The following is a 21,146-nucleotide window of genomic DNA, read 5'->3' as shown; positions in this document are numbered from 1 at the left end:
GAGATCACGGAATTTGGGAGAACATTTGTGACCAGTGGGTTCGCCCCAGACCAAGGCGCCGCCCGGTTCGACGCGAGGTTCGAGCAGTGACCGCGTCGAGTTCAGGTGCCGTGGCAATCGTTGCCACCCTCGACACAAAGGCACAGGAGGCGGATTACCTCTGCGACATCATTCACCGGTCTGGACGAGAAACCATCCTCGTCGACGTTGGCACGACGAAAACCGAGGCTAGGCCAAACGATATGACGGCTGGGGACCGCGTGGCAACGCCTGCAGAATTGCTCCAGAAGATCGCGGCCGCGACACGACCCCGAATTGCCGCCCTCCATGCATCAGGAGTGATCAGCGCCGTCATCGGCGTTGGGGGCGGAAAGGGCAGCAGTCTGTTCGGCGAAGTGGTCGCGGATCTGCCATATGGTTTTCCCAAGCTTCTGATTTCGAGCGCCAGACCAGCGCTCCTGGCCGAGCTAGCTGCCAAAAGTGATATCATCATCTACCCGACGGTCGTCGACCTCTTCGGCGTCAACGGCTTTACAGGCAGGATATTGGAGAATGCGGGGCAGGCGATCGCGGCCATGCACTATACGCCGCCGCCTGTTCGCCGCAGCACTAAGATCGTCGCCATAACGGCCTTCGGTGTCACAACTCCGGCGGCCAGCGGCTGCGTGGCGCGGCTTTCGAAGGCCGGGATCGAAGCGATTGTGTTTCCCGCAAACGGAGCGGGCGGACGCAAAATGGAGGCTCTTGTTGCCAGAGGCGAGTTCGACGCTGTCCTGGACCTGACGACAACCGAATTGGCCGACGAGGTGGTCGGCGGTACCGCAAGCGCGGGCCCTGATCGGCTGAAGGCAGCTGGCAGCCGTCCGGTTCCACAACTGATAGCCCCGGGCGCCGTCGACATGGTCAATTTCGGGCCGCCCTCAACGGTGCCAGATCGGTTCAAGGGCCGGCAGTTTTATTCGCACACGCCATACACGACGCTGATGCGAACCACGGCCTCAGAAAACCAAGAGATCGGCCGCCTGACAGCAGAGCGCCTGTCACAGGCCGAAGGTCCTTGTCTTGTACTTTGGCCGGCCAGGGGCGTGTCGGATTATGACCGCGAAGGAGGCATCTTCCACGATCCAATGGCGGACGCCGCGTGGCTGAGCGCCGTGAAGTGCGAGCTGCCGACCAAGATCGAATGCCGCGAACTGGATTGCCACATTAACGATCCCGAGTTCGCGGACACCGCGGTCGCCTGGATTGTTTCACAACTGCAAGGAAAACCCCACGCCAATGCGCATGTTTGAACGCGCCGAAATTCTGGAGCGGATCGCTGCTCAAGTGCAAGCGGGAAAAGCGGTTCTGGCCGCAGGCAGCAGTTGTGGCCTGGTGGCGAAATGCGCCGCTCTGGGCGGTGCCGACATGCTGGTCGTCTACAGCACCGGATTGTCGCGGCTGATGGGATTGCCGACAAGCCGCATTGGAGATTCCAACGCCCGCACGCTCGAACTCGCCGCAGAAATCCGCAACGTCGTCTCATCCGTTCCCGTCATCGGCGGCGTCGAGGCCTGGGATCCGGTCCGGCTCGATCTGGACACGCTATTAGACCGGTTCTGGGCCGCGGGCTTCTCTGGGGTCATCAACTACCCCACGATCTCGACCATGGGCGAAAAATGGCGTGAACGGCGTGGGCGCGTCGGGCTCGGTTTCGAGCGCGAGGTCGAAATGATCGCGCTCGCCCGCAAGAAGAACATCTTTTCCCTCGCTTACGTCGCCAGCCCTGACGATGCCGAGGAGATGGCGAAGGCAGGTGCCGATTGCATCGTCCCGCATGTCGGCGCCACCCGCGGCGGTCTCGTCGGCCATGAAGCCGGTCAGCCTTTGGCCGATGCCGTGCGGCGGATCAATGAGATCAGCTCTGCCGCTCGTGCCGTCCGACCCGAGATCGTGCTGCTTTGCCACGGTGGAGCGGTGGCTGAGCCTGAAGACACGCACGAGGTATACCAGTCGACCCAGTGTGTCGGTTTTGTCGGGGCTTCGTCCATCGAGAGAATCCCTATCGAGCGCGCTGTCAAAACCGCCGCGGAAGCCTTCAAGGCGGTTCCGCTGTCGCGACCTGTCTGAATTCCAAACATCTGAACACGAGGACCGGCATGGATACCCCGATCAAAAAAGCGGGCAGTCACGCAACCGTATCGACGGCACAAACCCTGGCCGATGCCGGCCGGAACGTGCGAGCGGATGTCCTAGTGATCGGAAGCGGTGCTGCTGGACTGTCAGCCGCGCTCTACGCTGCAAAGGCAGGGTTGAAGGTTATCGTTTGCGAAAAATCAGCCACCCTGGGCGGCACGACAGCGTTGTCAAACGGCATAATTTGGGTGCCTTGTTCGCCTCAAGCGGTGTCCGCCAAGATCGAGGATTCCGTTGAGAAGGCAAGAACATACCTCCGGCGCGAACTCGGCAATTACTACAGGTCCGAATTCATCGATGCCTATCTTGAGGACGGCCCGCTTGCGATCGAAGAATTGGAGGCGGATACAGAGGTCCAGTTCACGCTAGCCACCGCGCCAGACTATCACTCAAACCAGGTTGGGGGAGTCGACAAGGGCCGCGCGCTTAGCCCAGCCCCTTACGACGGACGAAAGCTCGCCAAGGATTTCGATCTCATCGGTGATCCCATCCGGGTGGTGCTGGGAGGAATGATGATCTCCTCCGGCGAGGTCGGCAAATTCCTCAATCCATTCCAGTCAGTAACCGCCCTTAGCCATGTCGCCCGTCGCGTGGCACGCTACGCGGCGGATCGCTTCGGTTATCGGCGCGGAACCGAGCTCAGCGGCGGCAACGCATTGATTGCCCGGCTGCTCGTCAGCCTTCGTCGGCGCGCCGTAGAGATATGGACAAACGCGGCCGCCACGGAACTGATCACGAATGGCGATCGCGTCAACGGTGCGTTGGTAAGCCGCAACGGCGAGAAGTGGCGCGTAGAGGCCTCACGCGGCGTGATCCTGGCGACTGGCGGCTTTGCGCGCGATGCCCGTCTGAGACGCGAATTGAGCGGTGCCCACCAGCATGATGAAACGCTCGCGCACCCGGATGTGACTGGCGACGGCATCGAACTAGCCAGAGAAGTCGGCGGGATGGTCGACACCGATGTCGCAAGCGCCGGCTTCTGGACTCCGGTGTCGCTGCTCAAAACCCGGCAGGGACACAAAACCGTTCCCTATGGATGGCTGGACCGGGGACGTCCGGGCGTGATTGCCGTAGGCCCGAACGCCAGGCGGTTCGTCAACGAATCCAATTCCTACCACGACATCTGCCTGGCGATGTTCCAGGAAGGCTATCCAAAGGATCGACGTTTCTTTTTCATCTGCGATCACGAGTTCGTCCGCAAACGCGGCATGGGTCATCTGCTTCCATGGCCATGGACTCTCAGTATTAGGAAATACGCGCGCAACGGCTACATCCAAGTAGCCCCCACCATCGGCGAACTTGCACGCAAGATCGGCCTCGACCCGGCGGCGCTGGAACAGACAGTTGAGGAACACAATCGGAATGCAGAGGCAGGCAAAGATCCCTATTTCCAGCGAGGCGAGTCCGCCTTCAATCGTATGCTTGGCGACCCGAGCGTAGGTAAGAAAAACCCTAACCTCGGGCCAATCCAAAATGGTCCCTTTGTGGCGCTGAGAATTGTTCCGGCAACGCTGGGCACCGCCACGGGTCTGGCAACCGACACCGAGGCCCGAGTTTTAGACAAAAACGGAAAGCCCATCGCGGGTCTCTATGCCTGCGGGAACGACACGACGTCGCTGATGCGAGGCCTCTATCCCGGAGCCGGCATCACGATTGGGCCTGCCATCGTGTTTGCTTATCGGGCGGTTACGAATGCCAGCGCAGCGCATTGACGGAACCGGCCGCATACCATGACGCTGCCGGAACGCCTAGACACAGCTCGAATTAGCGGCAAAGCGTAAGGGAGCAGCGTCCTCTAGACCAACTCCAGTTGTGGAGCCTCAACATGTTGTCCTCGGGCAATTCCGAGGCGACGATAAGTATGGGCGGGCGACGGTGCAGATGCGTCGAGCCGCCCAACGGGGAGCACGGCGATTTGAGCTCTTGCCGGCTCTCGGACAGGCCTCATGATAGGGTCTGTATGAATCCCCCGCCTTGGCTCGGATGTAGAGACCTACAGCTTTTGCAGACGTCAGGCGCGGGTCAACAGTCGCCGTTTGATCGCTAATTGGTGGACAAGACGTTCGGATGGTAGACGATGGCTGCTCAAGGCGATGCGGTTGCATCGTCAACAGGACGTGGGTCGAACTCCTAGCCCGACCCGCCTTTGCGGGAAATCGTCGTCGCCTTGGCCGATGCTATCGCCATTGATGCGATAGCCGATACGGGCGAGACGCCCGAGCGTCCTATACGGGTGTGGATCGTGTCGCTGGGCTCGTCAGGCCCCTATCCACTCCAGGCTCAAGGGTATGTCGGCCGCGACAGTCCGCGCCAATTCGGGACCGGCTCACCGCCGTCGTCGAGACGGCACATTTGCAAAATCTTGCCGTGAGGCTCCGGAGCGGCAGCGCGCGAGCCCATCGAATAAAACCCGTTCGGTTCACTCGGTCCGCGCTGCGGTCGCGACGAGCCTCGGCATGCTTCATCGGCCCTTCTAGCGCGCCCCCCTCGCTTCACGACTGTACCGTCCGGAGCCGGACGCAGCCAGTGGTTCGGACTAGGGCCGAGGCTCTCTTGCTCAATTTTACTCAACTGTCACTGAGAAAGGTCTGTGTGAGACAAAAACATGACGGGTAGCTTACGCCGGTGCCGACAATGAGAGCACGTGGTCAACGACAAAACGAGGGGAGAGCTCCACTGATGTCACGCGATGGGCAGCAAATTAACAGACGCCGATTTCTTCACAATTTTGCATTCCTCTCGACAGCCATCGCGACTGGCCCTGGTAGTTGGGTTATTCGCCCAGAATGGGCAAATGCGGCGGAAGGCTCCGTCAAGATTGGCATTGCTACTGACCTGACAGGCTCGCTTGCCTTCAATGGCAATACCGATGCGAATGTGGCGCGCATGCTCGTTAAAGAGATCAATGATGCCGGCGGTCTGTTGGGGCGGCCTGTCGAACTTCTGATCGAAGATACAGCTTCGAACGAGTCTGTAGCTGTCGGCAATGTCCGCAAGCTCATTCAGCGGGATAAGGTGGACCTGGTGGTCGGCGGCATCGCAAGCTCTATGCGCAATGCCATCAAAGACGTCATCATTTCGAGGGGCAAGACACTTTACATCTATCCGCAGGCTTATGAAGGCAAGGAGTGTATGCCCTACCTGTTTTGTACCGGCCCCGTGCCTGCACAAAATTGCGATAAGTTCATCCCGTGGCTGATCCAGAATGGCGGAAAGCGTTTTGCTTTGCCCGGTTCGAATTACATCTGGCCGCAGACAATCAATGCCTATGCAAAAACCGTTATCGAAAAACACGGCGGAGAAGTGATTTTCGAAGAGTACTATCCAACTGACCAAGTGGACTTTTCCGAAACGGTGAGCCGCGTCGTCTCCAACAAAGTGGACGTGGTATTCAACACCATAATTCCTCCGGGCGTTGGATCATTCTTCAAGCAACTCTACCAGGCCGGATTTTCTAAAAATGGCGGCCGGGTGGGATGCGTCTATTACGATGAGAACCTGCTCGACATGAATCAGTTTGAAGAGATCGAGGGTCTTGCCAGCAGTCTCGACTACTATAAGTCGCTGACGGCGGAGGATCCCGTGAGCGCCAGGATCCAATCTGCTTACGAGAAGCAGTTTCCTGGCAAGTTCCGGTTCTCCGCCGGCAGCGCGGCGACCGGCGTTTATCGCGGCTTGAAGCTATGGGAAGCGGCCGTGAAGGAGGCCGGCACAGTTGAGCGCGACGCGGTGGCCGCGGCACTTGACCACGCCAAGATAGCCGAGGGTCCGGGCGGTCCAGCGGAGATGGTACCCGGGAAGCGTCACTGCAGGATGAAAATGTACATAGGCGTTGCGAAAAACGGTCAATATCAAATTGCGTCGAGGAGTGGTGGCCTGGTCGAACCGAAGGAGTGCTGAATGACTGAGGCAACTCCGATGGGAACAGAAATCGATAATGTATTGCCGCATTCTGCAGATAAACGATGGTTTGGTAAAAGCGGCGCAATGATCGGCCTAATAGAAATCATCCTGCTCGTTATGGGTGCGTTGGCGCCGCTTGCTTTGCCGGATTACATAACCATCTACGCTACTCGCGTTCTTGTACTATGTCTGTTCGCGCTATCGTTTGATCTGGTATGGGGCTACGCCGGAATACTCAGCCTGGGCCAGTCACTTTTTTTTGGTATCGGCGGATACGCGGTCGCCCTTATCGCACGTGACGCAAACATAGCCTCGATATTCGTCGTTTTGCCCCTCGGGATGGTTGTCGGGCTAGTCGCAGCTTTGTTACTCGCGGGCTTCTTGCTGCTCGGGCGTCATCCTACGAGCGTGGTTTTCGTCTCACTAGGGACCATGACCGGCGCCTATGCGGCAGATAGGTTTGCCAGAGGCTCGCAATACCTAGGTGGGCAAAATGGAATACCTTCGATTCAGTTGATGACCATCGGCCATTATGAATTGAGCGAGGGTCCTGTATTCTACTATCTTGCCCTCGGCATTCTGGTGTTCTTTTATCTCCTATGCCGCTTCATGTTGCGCTCGCAGTTCGGTCTCGCACTCGCCGGCTTGCGCGAAAGCGAACAGCGGATCGCCTTCTTCGGGTACCGAGCACAGCACCTTAAAGCGATTATCTTCGCCGTCAGCGGCGCGATCGCTGGTGTTGCCGGGAGCCTCTACGCATTCCATGAGGGTTTTGTATGGACGAACATGCTGGGTGTGGTGATGTCCACCCAGGTTGTTCTCTACGTTTTGTTCGGCGGCTCCGGGACTCTTATTGGCGCTGTAATCGGCACACTCGTCATTGAGGCATTGGGCTACTGGCTGTCCAATGCCTTCCAAGATATCTGGCCAATTATTCTCGGCCTGCTCCTGCTGCTCGTTATCATGTTCCGGCCTGCCGGGCTGATTAGCTTTGTAGTGAGCGAACGCGAGCGCGTTGGAAGTTTCGGACGACCAGTGAGGCGAGGCGGCCATGGCTCTGCTTGAGACGACCCCCATCCAAAAGAGTTTCGGAAAGCTGGTCGCGTTGGACGGCGCGACACTCACCGTCGGCGAAAGCGAGTTCCATGGTCTTATCGGACCAAACGGATCTGGCAAGAGCACCCTTATGAAGTGCGTGGCCGGCGCCGAGACCCCTTCCAAAGGCCGGGTCAAGTTCTCTGGGATCGACATCACGCGCCACTCTCCCGCGGCGCGCGCGCGTGCCGGCCTCACCCTTAAGTTCCAGATCACAAGTGTCCTGCCTGCCCTTACCCTTTACGACAACATCTTGCTTGCTCTTCAGGCAAAGTCGTCACTGATGGGGCTGATGTTCTCGCGAAGTCGCGGCGCTCTGCATGACCGTGTGATGGGGATGCTGGAGCAGTTTCGCCTGGCGGCCCGTGCATACCAGCCCGCCTCGGCACTGTCCCATGGCCAGCAACAGTGGCTTGAGATCGCTATGGCGCTGGCGACCGATCCCAAGCTCCTGCTACTCGACGAACCAACGGGAGGTATGAGCCTTGAGGAGCGCCGAGTCACGGGCGACTTGCTGCGACCTATCAAACAAAATTGCTCGCTCATCATCGTCGAACATGACCTCGACTTCATCCGGGATGTCTGCGACCGCCTGACTGTGCTCGACCAGGGCACCGTCCTCTGTTCTGGCACGGTCCAAGAAGTCCAAGCCGATCCTCGCGTGCAAGAGGTTTATCTGCGCCGTGCCTGAAGAAAATTTGCTCGTTATCACCGACCTCGACTCCGGATATGGCGGCAGCCAGGTTTTGTTTGGCGTGGGAATGCAAATACCTCGGCGGGGTGGCGTCGCAGTACTAGGCCGCAATGGCGCAGGCAAAACCACGCTGATGAAGACGATCATCGGGGAACTGCCGCTGCGCGGGGGCGCCGTGAGCCTCGAAAATCGTGAACTTGGGCCACTTCGAACCGAACAGCGTGTTCGGCTTGGTCTGGGTTACGTGCCGCAAGAGCACGCGGTGTTCGCGCGCCTGACGGTGCGAGATAATTTGGCTGTTGGTATGCTCTCGACCCGAGACCAGGACGCGCTCGACCGGGTTCTTGCAATATTCCCAAAGCTCGCTCTCCGATTAGGTCAGGCCGCCGGCACGCTTTCAGGCGGTGAGCGTAAGATGCTGGCGATCGCACGAGCCCTGCTGGCCAATCCGCGAGTACTGCTGCTCGATGAGCCCACCGAGGGCGTCTGGATTGGTGTGGTCGAAGAGATCACCGAACGGCTGATCGATCTAGCCAAGGACATTGCCGTGATCGTAGTCGAGCAGCATCTCGACCTTGCACTGCGCGTGGCGCAGCGGGCCTATGTGCTTGACCGCGGCCGCGTGGCTCTTTCGGCTCCTTCACTTGGCCTGCGCGAAGACCCGCGCTTGATGGCGTATTTGGCGCCGTAGACCCTGTCACCGAGACGATGGACCCAGTCAATAGCGGAGTGCTCAGATCCATGCCAGCATCAATTCGGGAATTCGTCGAAGCGTGCGAAGTGGTCGACGTCCATGAGCATCATATGCCTCAGATCACACTTGCACGCGAGGTGAATCTGTTGCGCCTGTTCAGGCAGAGCTATGCGGCTTGGACAACCGATGTGCTGCCGTCGGAGCCGAAAGCGACCGGCGACATCGTCTCGACCGCGGTTGAACCAACCACGTGGGAAGCTTTATCCCCCTACTTGGACCGATGCTACCCAAACGCGTTCGTGCGCAACTTGGTCGGGGGTATTTCGCGGCTTTACCAAGTGGGCGAGGAGGGGATCACACGTCAGAACTGGGAGGCGATAGACCTCGCAGTACGCTCTCGTCACACCGAGCTGGAATGGCCAAGGGAAGTGGTTAGACGCGCCGGCATAAAAAGGATCGTGACGGACTCTTTCCTGGACCCCGTTTCGGACTTGCGTCCTCAGTTGGGTGATTGTTACGACGCGGTGCTCCGTATTAACGCGTTCGCGTTTGGATGGCACCCGGACTCGGTCGATCACAACGGCAATTCGGCTCAATCAATGTTGGCGCGCCTCCACATGGAGGTGAGAACCTTCGATGATTATTGTGCAGCCATTCGCGAGCTTGTGGCGGGATGCCGTGGACGACATCAAGTTGCACTCAAGAACGCCCTTGCCTACGACCGCGACGTAAACTTTGATGAGCCGGATGAAGAGCTCGCTCGCCGGGCCTGGGGCCAGATTTCTCCCTCTGCTGCCGAGCGGAAGGCGTTCGGGGACTTTATCGTAGATCTGTTCTGCCGGCTCGCCGGTGAGATGGATTTGCCAGTCCAGACTCACCTGGGAACTGCGATCTTGAAGGGCTCCCATCCACTACGCATCGCAGGGTTGATCGAGCGTCATCCCAGGACGCGGTTCCTCCTTATGCATCTGGCCTATCCGTGGAGCCGCGATTTGTTGGGCATGGCGTTTGTGTACCGAAATGTCTGGCTCGACTTGTGTTGGTCATTTCTCTTGAGCCCGTCCCATTTCAAGCTGGCATTGCACGAAGCCATCGAAGTCTTGCCTGATCACTCGCGCATGATGATCGGAGGAGATTGCGTGCACGTCGAGGAATCGTACGGCGCCATAAAGAGCGCGAGAAGACTTATTGGAGACGTGCTGTCCGAGAAGGTTGCCGATCATTATTTCCATTTGCGCCATGCGGAGCGCCTGGCGACCCGGATACTATCGGAAAACGCGACGGACTTTTTTGGATTGGCTGAGTAGCCGGAAGATTTGGGGCGCACCAATGCCGCTGGCGTACGGCCTATGAACCCGGAGCTATATGTAGAACCCGGACCGCGATTGATTGAACGGCATTTTCTTCCAACCTCGAGGCCATCAACATGGACACGCTGATCGTAGCTCTGTTCGAGATCGTTAGCTTTGGCGCCATCGTCGTATTGGTGGTGCTAGGGCTCGGCATCATCGCCAGCATGATGGGCATTTTCAATTTCGCACAAGGAGAGTTCGTCTTGCTAGGCGCCTATGTCACGTATCTCGTGCAAAGCGCAGGTTTGCCGGTTCTCGTCGGCATGTTGGTTGCGCCTTTTGTGGTGGGAACCTTAGGTTTTGCGCTTGAGAGACTGGTGGTGCGGCGCTTCTACTCGGCACCTATCGTTGCAATGCTCGGCACCTATGCGCTGGGCTTGATCATAAGAGAGGTCGTTCGTGGCCTCATTGGGGGGCTCTACCTCTCGGTACCCGAGCCGATCAGCGGATCGATCGAAATCGGCACCTTGCACTTTGCAACGTGGCGCTGCCTGATCATCATCGTCACGGCTCTTGTCATGGCGGGCAGCTACGCCTTTCTAGCGTATACTTCTTTCGGGTTGCGTATCCGTGCCTCGCTCGAAAACCCCTCGCTGGCGCGTGCGTCCGGAATTTCGAGCAGCGTAGTTTACAGCGTAACGTTTGCATTCGGAGCTGCGTTGGCAGGGCTCGCAGGTGCGTTGATCGTGCCCGTTTTCTCGCTGTTTGCCGATCTTGGTATCCGCTTCCTCATCCAGGGTTTCGTCGCTGTCATGGTGGGCGGCGTCGGGTCCTTCGCTGGCCCGGTTGCCGGAGCTAGCGTTATCGGCACTCTCAGTGCGGCACTACCTTGGGTGATGGCACCTGTCATCGCAGACGTTCTCGTGTTCGTGCTCGCGATAATCTTTGTCAAATACCGCCCACGGGGTTTAGTGGCGGGGCGGGCGGTCTAGAGCAATTCCAGGAAAGTGTGAGCGGTTTTCGGTCCGGATTGAGTCAAAACAAAGAGAAGGCGCTTCGCCGTTTCTGTGAAACGGTGAAACGCACTACAACGGATGCCGCATCGATCGGAGCGAAGACAAGTCTTTGGCCGGCGAGCGATCGGCCAAATGACCCAGCAACCTTATCGCGCGGCAGGATGAGAGGCCCGCACCAAGTCGAGTGATAGCCGCAACTCGCGGACCATCAAACTTGCCGGGCGGCCTTGCCCCATAGCATCAAGCCGAACCTATTTCCGGTCGTCGTCCCAGCTTCGTCGGAACCCCACACGACGGGCGCACTTCCCCTCTGGCTGGCTTGGCTGCGGCCGGCCGCCCGCGAGGTGCCGGCCGCAAAGGCCATTCAAAACTTCGGCTCTTCGGAGGGCAGCGGCAAGTCTAGCGAAATCGGTCGGCCGCGCGCCTCGTTTGTGAGCCAGACCATCCCAGCCCAGGCCGGCTCGCTACGATCATGAGCGATATTCCAAAGGTCAGCGGGCCGTGCATGCACAGAGATGCTGCACGGCGTTTGTCTGAGCCTTCAACAGGCTTGGCGACCCTCACCACGACGCTCCATTCCTCGGTTGCGATCAACCTTGGGAATGTGGGACGGCAAGTGCCGCCTAAGACCGACAGCCGCACGCAGTAGCGGAACCGTCTTAAGTTGCTCAACTTTACCCAAAGGGCAGGCTGAAAGCCTGGTTGAGTCGAAAAGCGGACGGATAGCCTACTCCAACTGAAGTATGCAGGTGTATTAACGAAATAGAAGAGAGGGGTTTTCTGATGTCAAACAACGCACACCGAATCAATCGACGCCGTTTCCTTCACAACTTTGCCTTCGTATCTGCCGCCATCGCGACAGGTCCTGCTAGCTGGGTTATTCGACCAGAGTGGGCAAACGCTGCTGAAGGGCCGATTAAGCTTGGAATCGCTACTGATCTTACGGGTTCGCTCGGCTTTTTGGGAAACACTGACGCTAACGTAGCCCGCATGGTCGTCAAAGAGATCAACGATGCAGGCGGTCTATTGGGGCGCCCGATCGAACTGCACATAGAGGACACGGCGTCAGACGAAGCAGTGGCGGTCGGCAATGTCCGCAAGCTGATTCAGCGTGACAAGGTCGACGTGGTGCTTGGAGGTATTTCGAGCTCAATGCGAAATGCCATCAAGGATGTGATCATCTCGCGCGGCAAGACACTTTACATCTATCCGGAAGGCTATGAGGGTAAAGAATGCACGCCTTATCTGTTCTGCACCGGCCCCGTGCCTGCACAGAATTGCGACCAGTTCATCCCTTGGCTGATCCAAAATGGCGGTAAGCGATTTGCGATGCCCGGTTCCAACTACGTGTGGCCGCAAACGATCAACGCGTATGCGCGGACGTTGATTGAAAAGAACGGCGGCGAAGTCGTTCTGGAAGAATACTATCCAATGGACCAGGTCGACTTTTCGTCCACTGTAAGCCGCATCATTTCCAACAAGGTCGATGTTGTCTTCAATACCATCGTTCCTCCAGGGGTAGCCGCCCTGTTCAAGCAGCTTCATCAAGCGGGATTCACCAAGAACGGCGGTCGGCTGGGCTGCACCTACTATGATGAGATTAACCTGGAGATGAACCAGGCTGACGAGATCGAAGGTCTAGCCAGTAGCCTCGACTACTACAGGGCCTTGGCATATGAAGATCCGGGTAGCGCCCGGATACAGGCTGCCTATGAAAAGCAGTTTCCTGGCAAGTTCCGGTTTTCGGCAGGCAGTGCTGCCACAGGCGTCTATCGCGGATTGAAGCTGTGGGAGGCGGCCGTGAAGGAGGCTGGCACTGTTGAGCGCGAGGAAGTAGCCGCCGCATTGGATCACGCTAAAATTGCGGAGGGCCCGGGCGGCCCAGCCGAGATGGTGCCCGGCAAGCGCCATTGCAAGATGAATATGTACATTGGCGTAGCAAAAGGTGGCAAATACGAGGTCGTGTCTCGCAGCAATGGCCTGGTCGACCCAAGAGAGTGCTGAAAACGACGAACGCTGTCTGGCGGGAGGTAAGACAGCATCTTAAGCAATTAGCTCCAGGCCACCGTTGTAAATCGGGAAACTTGGCCACAAGGGAGAGGGGCCTCGCCCCTCTCACCTCAGCAGGCGTCGCTTTCGTCACCATCGGCCACGGAGTTGTGCATCAATGTGGCCGACGCCAACCCCCGTGCCTTACCTTCTTGCCTCAGCGGCAACAATTGCCGAGTGCAGCGGCAGGGAAGCTGATCCAATCTTTCAAAAACGTCGCAAACTTCAGAAGGCGCTCGCGTCTCTTCTCACCCGTCGTCTTTTTGCTGATATCAGATTTGCAAACCGGGCAGACCGATGCAAGCAGGGGAATCGTGGTCGCGCATTTGGGGCAGCTTTTTGAAAGCCCGATCCGGCTCGAATTCACCTGATCGCGGCCCGCGGCATTGACGCCGCGCTCCTTGTGATGGTGGGGCTGGTGGCAGCAAACATCGCGATTGCCAGCTGGATGCTGCGCCGGGCAAGAGCAGAAACCGCCGCAGCTTCGCGAAACTCCTAAATTCTGTGATCAGATCGCCGACACGGAAGCGTCAGGGAAAAACCCGGAGATAAACTCGACACCGCCGACGACTGTCGAGACAGCCAAGATCATCGTGCTGTGTGAGCTTTTGTTGCAGATCCCGAACAAACCGGGCCGTTTCCTTCCCACCCTTCGGGACATTTCTGTTTTGCCGAAGTCGGCCGTCGAATTGTTGCAGCTTTATTGTCGCCTATGGCTTATCCGATTGCCAATGATGTTCGACACGGAGTTGCGACCAATTGAGCGTAGCCTTTGCCAAGGAGGAAAGCGTCGAGACAGCATCGGAAACTATCCTGCCGGCTCGCACTGTCTCCGATCGGATCAATCTGGTCACGGAGGCGGGCCTCAAGATGCTGCAGGACGAACTGGCTCGGGCTCAGCACGCTCTCGAGACTGCCAACGTGCTGGAGGATCTCAACGAGAGGCGACGGCGGTAGGCGGTTCCGGTTCGAGATATGCGCTAGCAGCTTCGCCATACGAGACTGATCGACAGTGTGAAGGCCTATTTCCGGTGGGACTATTGGCTGCCGCGCAACGGTATCCGGGGCGCCCGCATGACGTATCCCTACCGTTTCGACCGTTCGTCAATGTCGGTTCAATTGGCCAAGGACGGAGCAGGCGTGGTCCTGGAAAGCACGACAATCGCGTTCGAGAATCTCGTGTCGGGCTCCCCTGGTGCCGGTATCGACCGAGTTCGACGTCATTGAGTTTCCCGGCTATTGGCTGGTCTGTCCTTCCAGGCACATGAACCGGCGCGCGGTCCGTCTGTTTTCGGAATGGGTTTCACGGGTCGGCAAGCGCGACACTGATCTGGCTCGCCGGTTCTTGGCCGAGAAGGGGCTCCGCATATCGTTCGAACGACGGCCGCATTTCGGGACACGGGATGACAAAGCCACGCCAATTTCGTGAACAGTTCGGCAATCAAGACACATGGCACAACGCGGCTGCCTCGACGGGCGGCGCGACACAGATCGTCGCCGACGTGTCGGCGACTGCGACGCCGCTCTCGAAATTGCGACGTGGCTTCTCTCGATCATCTCGTGATCACGGTGGGAACGGCACGGCTTCTGCCCCTGAAAGGTGATCGTTTTCGGGAACAATGGGCGGCAACGCAGAACGTACTGAGATGTCTTGGCGTAATGATTGCTGGTCATGGAGCTGCGCCTATCTACGCGCAAGACACTTGGGGACGCTTGCGCGTTTTGAAGGGGCGCATGACCTGAAGTCAGGAGGGTCCAACTTTTTTGCGGTGTGCGAAGCCCTAATTTTGCTCCTACAATCTTTTGCATGCAGATGACATCGGACGCAGCAAGGTCGCGAAAAGGATTGAGTGATCGAAGGCTGAACGTTCGGTTCTTCGAACCGTGTCAGAGAAAGTTCAAGCGACGATCAGGCGCCGAGCCGCCTGCTTGGCAGAGAAGAATTCATGTATCCAACATGTGAAGAACGCTAGCCCAACCTAGCAGCATTAGACCAGATCCAATGCCCAGTATTGCAACGCCTGTCGGACTGGCGAGAGCCTCTCGATGACATTCGGCAAACCAAAAAGGGGAACAATATGCCAGAGGTTACCAGACGTCGCGTTGTTACCTTGTTGGGCGGAACTGTTCTTGCTGCCCCGTTCGTAAGGCGTGCGCGGGCCGCAGGCTCACTGAATGTGTACAACTGGGCCGACTATATCGGCGAGACGACGGTGGATGATTTTGAGAAGGCGACCGGCATCGCGGTGACCTACGACAATTTCGCCTCGGTCGAGGAGATGGAGGCCAAGCTGCTGGCCGGCTCGTCGGGCTACGACGTCGTTTTGCAGTCCGGACGCTCCGTATCCAAGATGATCACAGCCAAGATCTATGAAAAACTCGACAAGTCCAAGTTGTCGCTTTGGGGCAATCTCGATTCGCTGGTGCTGAAGCTTTGCGAAGGCTGGGATCCCGGCAATGACCACGCTATGCCATATATGTGGGGTTCGGTCGGTATTGCCTTCAACGTGGATATGGTCAAACAGCGCCTGCCGAATGGGGACATGCAGTCGCTCGACATCCTGTTGAAACCGGAAAATGCCTCCAGGCTCGCCGATTGCGGAATTTCAATTCTCGACGCGCCTGACGACGTCTTCGCCATGGTGCTGAAGTACATTGGCAAGAACCCAGATGACGCCACGGAGGCGGACTACCGGGCCGCGGCCGAGGTGCTCAAGCCGGTCCGAAAGTACATCAAGGCGTTTGACAATACGAACATGCTGAACGCGCTGCCCAACAAGGAGCTCTGCGTCGCCAATAGCTGGGCCGGCGACTATGCGACCGCAGAAGCCCGCGCTGCGCAGGCCGGCGTGAAGATCAATCTTGCCTACTATGTTCCGAAGACCGGCGCGCCGGCTTGGGTTGATTGCTGGTGCATCCCTTCAGACGCGGCAAACAGGGATAATGCCTACAAATTCCTGAATTACCTGCTCGAGCCCGAGGTGGTGGCCAAGTGCACCAATTTCACCAACTACGCCAATGCCAATAGCAAGGCGCTCCCCTTCGTCGACAAGAATATCGCCTCCGATCCCGCGGTCTATCCCGACAAGGAGACGATGAGCCGTCTCTATGCGCCTCATTCGCCGACTGAAGAGCAGGAGCGGGCCTATACTCGCGTCTGGGCGGATGTGAAATCCGGCTGAGGCGATCGCTGATCACCTCGCTTTCGATCCGCCAGGAGGGATGATGAATCAAGCGCAAGAGCCCACAACTGGGATCGATTTTGTGAAGATCGAGCACGTCACGAAAACTTTTGGCAGCGTGCCAGCAGTGCAGAACGTCTCGATCGACATCGGCAAGGGCGAACTCTTCGCCCTGCTTGGAGGCTCGGGTTGTGGCAAAACCACGCTCCTGAGGATGCTCGCCGGGTTCGAAACTCCGACTTCTGGCAAGATCTATATCGACGGCAAGGACATGACCAACGTGCCGCCTTATGAGCGGCCCATCAACATGATGTTTCAGTCCTATGCCCTCTTTCCGCATATGACTGTCGAGAAAAATGTGGCTTATGGCCTGAAGCATGATGTGATGTCAGCTTCCGACCGCAAGGATCGCGCGAGGCAGATGCTGGACTTGGTCCAGCTCTCCGACCTCGGTCATCGCAAGCCACACCAGCTCTCAGGCGGTCAACGCCAGCGTGTGGCCTTGGCGCGGTCCCTCGCCAAGCACCCCAAGGTCCTTCTGCTTGACGAGCCGCTCGGTGCCCTCGACAGGAAGCTGCGAGAGCATACTCAGTTCGAAATCGCCAACATCCAACATAAGACTGGCATCACCTTCGTGGTTGTAACACACGACCAGGAGGAGGCGATGACGCTCGCCACCCGTATAGCAGTTATGGACCGCGGCGCGGTCCGCCAGATCGGAACGGCGAGCGAGGTCTATGAATATCCAAACTGCGCGTTCGTCGCCGGGTTCATCGGATCGATCAACATGTTCGACGGGCGAATCGAGGCCATCAACGGGGCGACGCGTGTTGGGGTGCCGAGACTCGGCGCGATCTTCGAAGCTCGGGAGAATTCAAACTTGGCAGCCGGCCAGAACGTCAAGGTCGCCGTCCGTCCAGAGAAGATTCACATCAGTAGAGATCCACCGCCGGCAGGCATGAATACCATCGAAGGCATGGTGGACGACCTCGCCTATTTTGGAAAGGATTCAATCTATCGCGTAAAGCTCGCAACCGGCGCCGTTTTGCAAGTTAACAACGTCAATCGCCATCGCACTGAAGAAGGCGGTCGTGTCGCTCAATGGGGGGAAAAGGTCTGGCTCTCCTTCGACCCCTCATCGGTAATCCTACTGAGGGATTAGGAGTTGCACCCCCCGCTATGACATCCTTGAAGCTCCTGGGCAATGAAGCGATCCTTTCGACGCCACCGCTCAATTCGACCGTAGGCGGGCCTGCTGTGGAACTTCAATCGAGCAGTCCCTCGGCGAGGCCGACGCAGGCGATCGCCGCAATCAATGGAACCAGCCACGGAACGGCGCTGTCGCGCTGGTTCAACGGCAGCGGCTGGCGCCAGATCATTATCATCTCGCCCTACCTCTGGCTCATCGCCTTCTTTTTCGTTCCCTTCCTGATCATCATCTGGATCAGCTTGGGCAAGACCGCGCCAGTTTCGCCCCCTTTCGCTTTCAAGCCACAGTTTCCCTTTGTCTATTGGGAAGGCTACGCACGGTTATTCACGGACACGCTTTACGTCCACGCCTACGTCATTTCGGCCCGCAACGCAGCCGTCGCCACAGCGCTTTGCCTGCTGTTCGGCTACCCCATGGCCCTTGGGTTGACACGAGTTAGCCGCGTCTGGCGCAGCTTCCTTCTCACTTTGGTCATTCTGCCGTTCTGGACGTCTTTCCTGCTGCGTGTGTATGCCTGGATGGGGTTGATGGGCTCAAGCAGCTGGTTCAACAGAGGGGTGACCGCTGTTTGGAACATGCTCGTCGCCCAAGGGTGGGAACTTAACTCCATTCCCATGATGAACTCGAATTTTGCGGTGATCCTGGTGATGGTCTATACATACCTGCCGTTCATGATCCTGCCGCTCTACGCCAACCTCGAAAAATTGGACAACACTCTAAACGAGGCGGCAATGGATCTCGGGTCCCGGCCCAGACAAGTCTTCCGCGACATAACTCTCCCCCTGTCGGTTCCTGGCATAGTGGCGGGGGGGCTTCTGGTTTTTATCCCGGCGTCGGGTGAACTGGTGATACCAAGTCTCGTCGGCAATGCCTATGATCCTATGATTGGCCGAGTCATCTCGGATCAATTCTCCTCAGCGCGCGACTGGCCCATGGCGGCCGCCGTCGCAGTCGCCCTCTTAGTTCTGCTTGTGGTTCCTACGATGGCTTATGCCCATTTCGAGGCGAAGGCCCAAGCCGCACGGCGGGAGGACTGAGATATGCGGCAGAACCACTATTTCCTGAAGGTCTGTCTCTTCGTCGGCTTCGCCTTTTTCTATATCCCGATCTTCTCGCTCATCTTCTTCTCGTTCAACAAGTCGCGGCTCGCGAGTGTGTGGGGAGGGTTCTCGGTTGAATGGTACCAGAAGCTGTTCGCCAATCGACAGGTAATGGACGCAGCCATCCTGTCATTGGAGATCGCGTTGACCAGCGCCACGATCGCCACGATCCTCGGCACCATGGCGGGGATCGCCCTGGCGCGGTTCCATAGTTTTCGCGGCCGCACCCTCTTTTCTGGTTTCGTCATGGCCCCGCTGATCATGCCCGAGGTCATCACAGGCATATCAATGCTAATGCTCTTCATCTTGATGGCGCAATATGTCGGCTGGCCGAGCAAACGCGGCTTCACGACCGTCACGATCGCGCACATAACCTTTTCCCTGACCTTCGTCACGACCATCGTGAAGTCGCGGCTTTCTTCCATGGACATATCTATCGAGGAGGCGGCTTTAGACCTCGGCTCGAAGCCCTGGGAGGTCCTAAAGGACGTCACACTGCCGATCATCGCACCAGCCATCGTTTCGGGTTGGTTGCTAGCCTTCACCATCTCACTTGACGACGTCGTCATCACCAACTTCACCACAGGACCTGGCGCGACCACGTTGCCGATCCTGATCTGGTCGAAAGTGAAGCTCGGCGTAACTCCGGATATCAACGCACTGGCGTCGCTCATAATCTTGGTCGTGACTGTCTGCGTCGGCGTGGCCGCAGTCTTGATGAATCGCGCCGAGGGCCGGCGCGAGCGCGACATCCATATGGCTCAGCAAAACGAATGATTGAGAGTGTCAGGCGCTTCCGAGAACACACACCCGACCGGTGCCGCTCCCATATCGTTCGACACATGCCATGGCGGCTACCCATTACGGCAATTTTGCAGGTGAAAACATGAAGATCCTTGTGCCCGTGAAGCGGGTTGTGGACGCCAACGTCAAGGTCCGGGTGAAGACCGACGGACTGGGCGTCGAGCTCGCCAACGTCAAGATGGCGATGAACCCGTTCGACGAGATCGCGGTAGAAGAGGCGATCCTTCTCAAGGAAGGGGGCGACGCTCACGAGATCATCGTCGTTTCGATCGGGCCTAGCCAAGCGCAGGAAACCCTGCGCACCGCGCTCGCCATGGGCGCCGACCGCGCTATTCTGGTCAAGACCGACGAACAGACCGAGCCGCTCGGCGTCGCCAAGGTGCTGAAGGGCGTCGTCGAAGCCGAACAGCCCGGCCTCGTCATCCTCGGCAAGCAGGCGATCGACGATGATTCCAACCAGACCGGCCAGATGCTGGCGGCACTGCTGGGCTGGGCGCAGGGCACCTTCGCCTCCAAGATCGAGCTCGCCGGAGACAAGGCCAAGGTGACGCGCGAAGTCGACGGCGGCCTGCAGACGGTGGAACTGAAGATGCCGGCGATCATCACCGCCGACCTGCGCCTCAACCAGCCGCGCTATGCCTCTTTGCCCAACATCATGAAGGCCAAGAAGAAGCAGCTCGACGAAAAGACCCCGGCCGAATACGGCGCCGACGTCAAGCCGCGGCTGAAGGTCATCAAGACCGAGGAGCCGGGCGGCCGCAAGGCAGGCGTCAAGGTCAAGAGCGTCGCCGAACTGGTCGACAAGCTCAAGAACGAAGCCGGCGTTTTGTAAGCGATCGGGAAAGGAACAGATAGATGGCAATTCTCCTCATCGCCGAACACGACAACGCCAGCCTCTCCGACCAGACCGCCAAGGCGCTTTCGGCGGCTCTGCAGATCGGCTCGGACGTGCATGTGCTGGTGGCCGGCAAGGGCGCCAAGGGTGCGGCGGACGCCGCGGCCAAGCTCAAGGGCGTCAGCAAGGTGCTGCTCGCCGAAGCCGATGAACTCGCCGAGCGCCTCGCCGAACCGACGGCGGCCCTCGTCGTGTCGCTCGCCGGCGGCTACGACACCATCATCGCCCCCGCCACCTCGTCGGGCAAGAATGTCGCGCCGCGCGTGGCCGCCCTGCTCGATGTCGCGCAGGTCTCCGAGATCATCGAAGTGGTCTCGCCGGATACGTTCAAGCGGCCGATCTATGCCGGCAACGCCATCCAGACGGTGCAGTCGACCGACGCCAAGAAGGTGATCACCGTGCGCACCGCATCATATCCGAGCGCCTCCCAAGGCAATGCGGCTGCCGTCGAGCTTGTCTCGCCGGCAGCCGACCCGAGGCTCTCCATTTTCATTGAGAACAAGCTTTCCGAGAACGACCGTCCGGAGCTGACCTCGGCAAAGATCATCATTTCGGGTGGCCGCGCGCTCGGCTCGTCGGAGAAGTTCCAGGAAGTCATCCTGCCGGTCGCCGACAAGCTCGGCGCGGCGGTCGGCGCCTCGCGTGCCGCGGTTGATGCCGGCTATGCGCCGAACGACTGGCAGGTCGGCCAGACCGGCAAGGTGGTCGCTCCTGACCTCTACATCGCGGTCGGCATTTCCGGCGCTATCCAGCATCTCGCCGGCATGAAGGATTCCAAGGTCATCGTCGCCATCAATAAGGACGAGGAGGCGCCGATCTTCCAGGTTGCCGACTACGGCCTCGTCGGCGATCTCTTCGTCATTCTGCCCGAGTTGCAAAAGGCGCTTTAACGATCAACCCAATAGGTCAGACAAAACTCGGCCTGAAAATCGCACCGATCGGCGCGCCATCGTTAAAGTGTTCGGCCAATGGGTGACCCATCAGCGCTCTCAAAACAGGTGCCGGTGAGGGGCGCCTGGTTACTGGAACGCTCCTCC

The 21,146-nt window shown here is 58.5% G+C and carries 17 protein-coding genes and 1 pseudogene; all 18 read left to right on the top strand.

What is annotated here, in order from left to right:
* Positions 1-110: 110 nt before the first annotated feature.
* The 18 genes and pseudogenes from ABMA59_RS25265 (at position 111) to ABMA59_RS25180 (ending at position 20,999) form a co-directional block, all read left to right on the top strand.
* Complete coding sequence (locus tag ABMA59_RS25265) at positions 111-1,292, top strand: Tm-1-like ATP-binding domain-containing protein (protein WP_349008147.1); 1,182 nt, start codon at positions 111-113, stop codon at positions 1,290-1,292.
* Entirely contained in the window at positions 1,279-2,109 is an 831-nt protein-coding gene (locus ABMA59_RS25260; protein ID WP_349008146.1) for a phosphoenolpyruvate hydrolase family protein, read from the top strand. The genes ABMA59_RS25265 and ABMA59_RS25260 overlap by 14 nt, the downstream gene beginning before the upstream one ends.
* Before the next feature lie 29 nt (positions 2,110-2,138).
* Positions 2,139-3,887, top strand: a complete 1,749-nt coding sequence (locus tag ABMA59_RS25255; protein WP_349008145.1) for an FAD-dependent oxidoreductase — start codon at positions 2,139-2,141, stop codon at positions 3,885-3,887.
* A gap of 967 nt (positions 3,888-4,854) precedes the next feature.
* Entirely contained in the window at positions 4,855-6,075 is a 1,221-nt protein-coding gene (locus ABMA59_RS25250; protein ID WP_349008144.1) for a substrate-binding protein, read from the top strand.
* Between the two features lie 87 nt (positions 6,076-6,162).
* Positions 6,163-7,143, top strand: coding sequence for a branched-chain amino acid ABC transporter permease (locus ABMA59_RS25245; protein WP_349008173.1), 981 nt, complete (start codon positions 6,163-6,165; stop codon positions 7,141-7,143).
* Positions 7,130-7,864, top strand: a complete 735-nt coding sequence (locus tag ABMA59_RS25240; RefSeq protein ID WP_349008143.1) for an ABC transporter ATP-binding protein — start codon at positions 7,130-7,132, stop codon at positions 7,862-7,864. Before ABMA59_RS25245 ends, ABMA59_RS25240 begins: the two co-directional genes overlap by 14 nt.
* Positions 7,857-8,558 carry an ABC transporter ATP-binding protein gene (locus ABMA59_RS25235; RefSeq protein WP_349008142.1) on the top strand — a complete coding sequence of 234 codons (702 nt, stop codon included), beginning with the start codon at positions 7,857-7,859 and terminating at the stop codon, positions 8,556-8,558. Before ABMA59_RS25240 ends, ABMA59_RS25235 begins: the two co-directional genes overlap by 8 nt.
* 50 nt (positions 8,559-8,608) lie before the next feature.
* Entirely contained in the window at positions 8,609-9,868 is a 1,260-nt protein-coding gene (locus ABMA59_RS25230; RefSeq protein WP_349008141.1) for an amidohydrolase family protein, read from the top strand.
* Between the two features lie 119 nt (positions 9,869-9,987).
* Positions 9,988-10,845 carry a branched-chain amino acid ABC transporter permease gene (locus ABMA59_RS25225; RefSeq protein ID WP_349008140.1) on the top strand — a complete coding sequence of 286 codons (858 nt, stop codon included), beginning with the start codon at positions 9,988-9,990 and terminating at the stop codon, positions 10,843-10,845.
* Between the two features lie 807 nt (positions 10,846-11,652).
* Positions 11,653-12,873, top strand: coding sequence for a substrate-binding protein (locus tag ABMA59_RS25220; protein WP_349008139.1), 1,221 nt, complete (start codon positions 11,653-11,655; stop codon positions 12,871-12,873).
* Positions 12,874-13,677: 804 nt separating this feature from the next.
* Positions 13,678-13,872, top strand: a pseudogene (locus tag ABMA59_RS25215) (transcription elongation factor GreA); the annotation flags it as partial.
* A 60-nt stretch (positions 13,873-13,932) separates the two neighbouring features.
* Positions 13,933-14,145, top strand: a complete 213-nt coding sequence (locus tag ABMA59_RS25210; protein ID WP_349008137.1) for a type 2 periplasmic-binding domain-containing protein — start codon at positions 13,933-13,935, stop codon at positions 14,143-14,145.
* A 785-nt stretch (positions 14,146-14,930) separates the two neighbouring features.
* Entirely contained in the window at positions 14,931-16,100 is a 1,170-nt protein-coding gene (locus tag ABMA59_RS25205) for a polyamine ABC transporter substrate-binding protein (protein WP_349008136.1), read from the top strand.
* A gap of 43 nt (positions 16,101-16,143) precedes the next feature.
* A complete protein-coding gene (locus tag ABMA59_RS25200) occupies positions 16,144-17,262 on the top strand; it encodes an ABC transporter ATP-binding protein (RefSeq protein WP_349008135.1) in 1,119 nt (372 codons plus the stop codon).
* Positions 17,263-17,279: 17 nt separating this feature from the next.
* Entirely contained in the window at positions 17,280-18,347 is a 1,068-nt protein-coding gene (locus ABMA59_RS25195) for an ABC transporter permease (RefSeq protein ID WP_349008134.1), read from the top strand.
* A 3-nt stretch (positions 18,348-18,350) separates the two neighbouring features.
* Positions 18,351-19,187: an ABC transporter permease subunit gene (locus ABMA59_RS25190; protein ID WP_349008133.1), complete on the top strand. Its 837-nt coding sequence runs from the start codon at positions 18,351-18,353 to the stop codon at positions 19,185-19,187.
* 109 nt (positions 19,188-19,296) lie between these two features.
* Entirely contained in the window at positions 19,297-20,046 is a 750-nt protein-coding gene (locus ABMA59_RS25185) for an electron transfer flavoprotein subunit beta/FixA family protein (RefSeq protein ID WP_349008172.1), read from the top strand.
* Positions 20,047-20,069: 23 nt separating this feature from the next.
* Complete coding sequence (locus ABMA59_RS25180) at positions 20,070-20,999, top strand: electron transfer flavoprotein subunit alpha/FixB family protein (protein ID WP_349008132.1); 930 nt, start codon at positions 20,070-20,072, stop codon at positions 20,997-20,999.
* Positions 21,000-21,146 lie beyond the last annotated feature (147 nt).

Source organism: Mesorhizobium yinganensis (assembly GCF_040081985.1).
Taxonomy (GTDB): domain Bacteria; phylum Pseudomonadota; class Alphaproteobacteria; order Rhizobiales; family Rhizobiaceae; genus Kumtagia; species Kumtagia yinganensis.
The sequence above is the reverse complement of the archived record's forward strand: the minus strand, read 5'-3'. Positions and strand labels throughout refer to the sequence as shown.

Bases quoted from the DNA above. Each gene is read 5' to 3' on its own strand.
- ABMA59_RS25260 (WP_349008146.1), top strand. From the start codon at position 1,279: ATGCGCATGTTTGAACGCGCCGAAATTCTGGAGCGGATCGCTGCTCAA.
- ABMA59_RS25255 (WP_349008145.1), top strand. From the start codon at position 2,139: ATGGATACCCCGATCAAAAAAGCGGGCAGTCACGCAACCGTATCGACG.
- ABMA59_RS25250 (WP_349008144.1), top strand. From the start codon at position 4,855: ATGTCACGCGATGGGCAGCAAATTAACAGACGCCGATTTCTTCACAAT.
- ABMA59_RS25245 (WP_349008173.1), top strand. From the start codon at position 6,163: ATGATCGGCCTAATAGAAATCATCCTGCTCGTTATGGGTGCGTTGGCG.
- ABMA59_RS25240 (WP_349008143.1), top strand. From the start codon at position 7,130: ATGGCTCTGCTTGAGACGACCCCCATCCAAAAGAGTTTCGGAAAGCTG.
- ABMA59_RS25230 (WP_349008141.1), top strand. From the start codon at position 8,609: ATGCCAGCATCAATTCGGGAATTCGTCGAAGCGTGCGAAGTGGTCGAC.
- ABMA59_RS25225 (WP_349008140.1), top strand. From the start codon at position 9,988: ATGGACACGCTGATCGTAGCTCTGTTCGAGATCGTTAGCTTTGGCGCC.
- ABMA59_RS25220 (WP_349008139.1), top strand. From the start codon at position 11,653: ATGTCAAACAACGCACACCGAATCAATCGACGCCGTTTCCTTCACAAC.
- ABMA59_RS25200 (WP_349008135.1), top strand. From the start codon at position 16,144: ATGAATCAAGCGCAAGAGCCCACAACTGGGATCGATTTTGTGAAGATC.
- ABMA59_RS25195 (WP_349008134.1), top strand. From the start codon at position 17,280: ATGACATCCTTGAAGCTCCTGGGCAATGAAGCGATCCTTTCGACGCCA.
- ABMA59_RS25190 (WP_349008133.1), top strand. From the start codon at position 18,351: ATGCGGCAGAACCACTATTTCCTGAAGGTCTGTCTCTTCGTCGGCTTC.
- ABMA59_RS25185 (WP_349008172.1), top strand. From the start codon at position 19,297: ATGAAGATCCTTGTGCCCGTGAAGCGGGTTGTGGACGCCAACGTCAAG.
- ABMA59_RS25180 (WP_349008132.1), top strand. From the start codon at position 20,070: ATGGCAATTCTCCTCATCGCCGAACACGACAACGCCAGCCTCTCCGAC.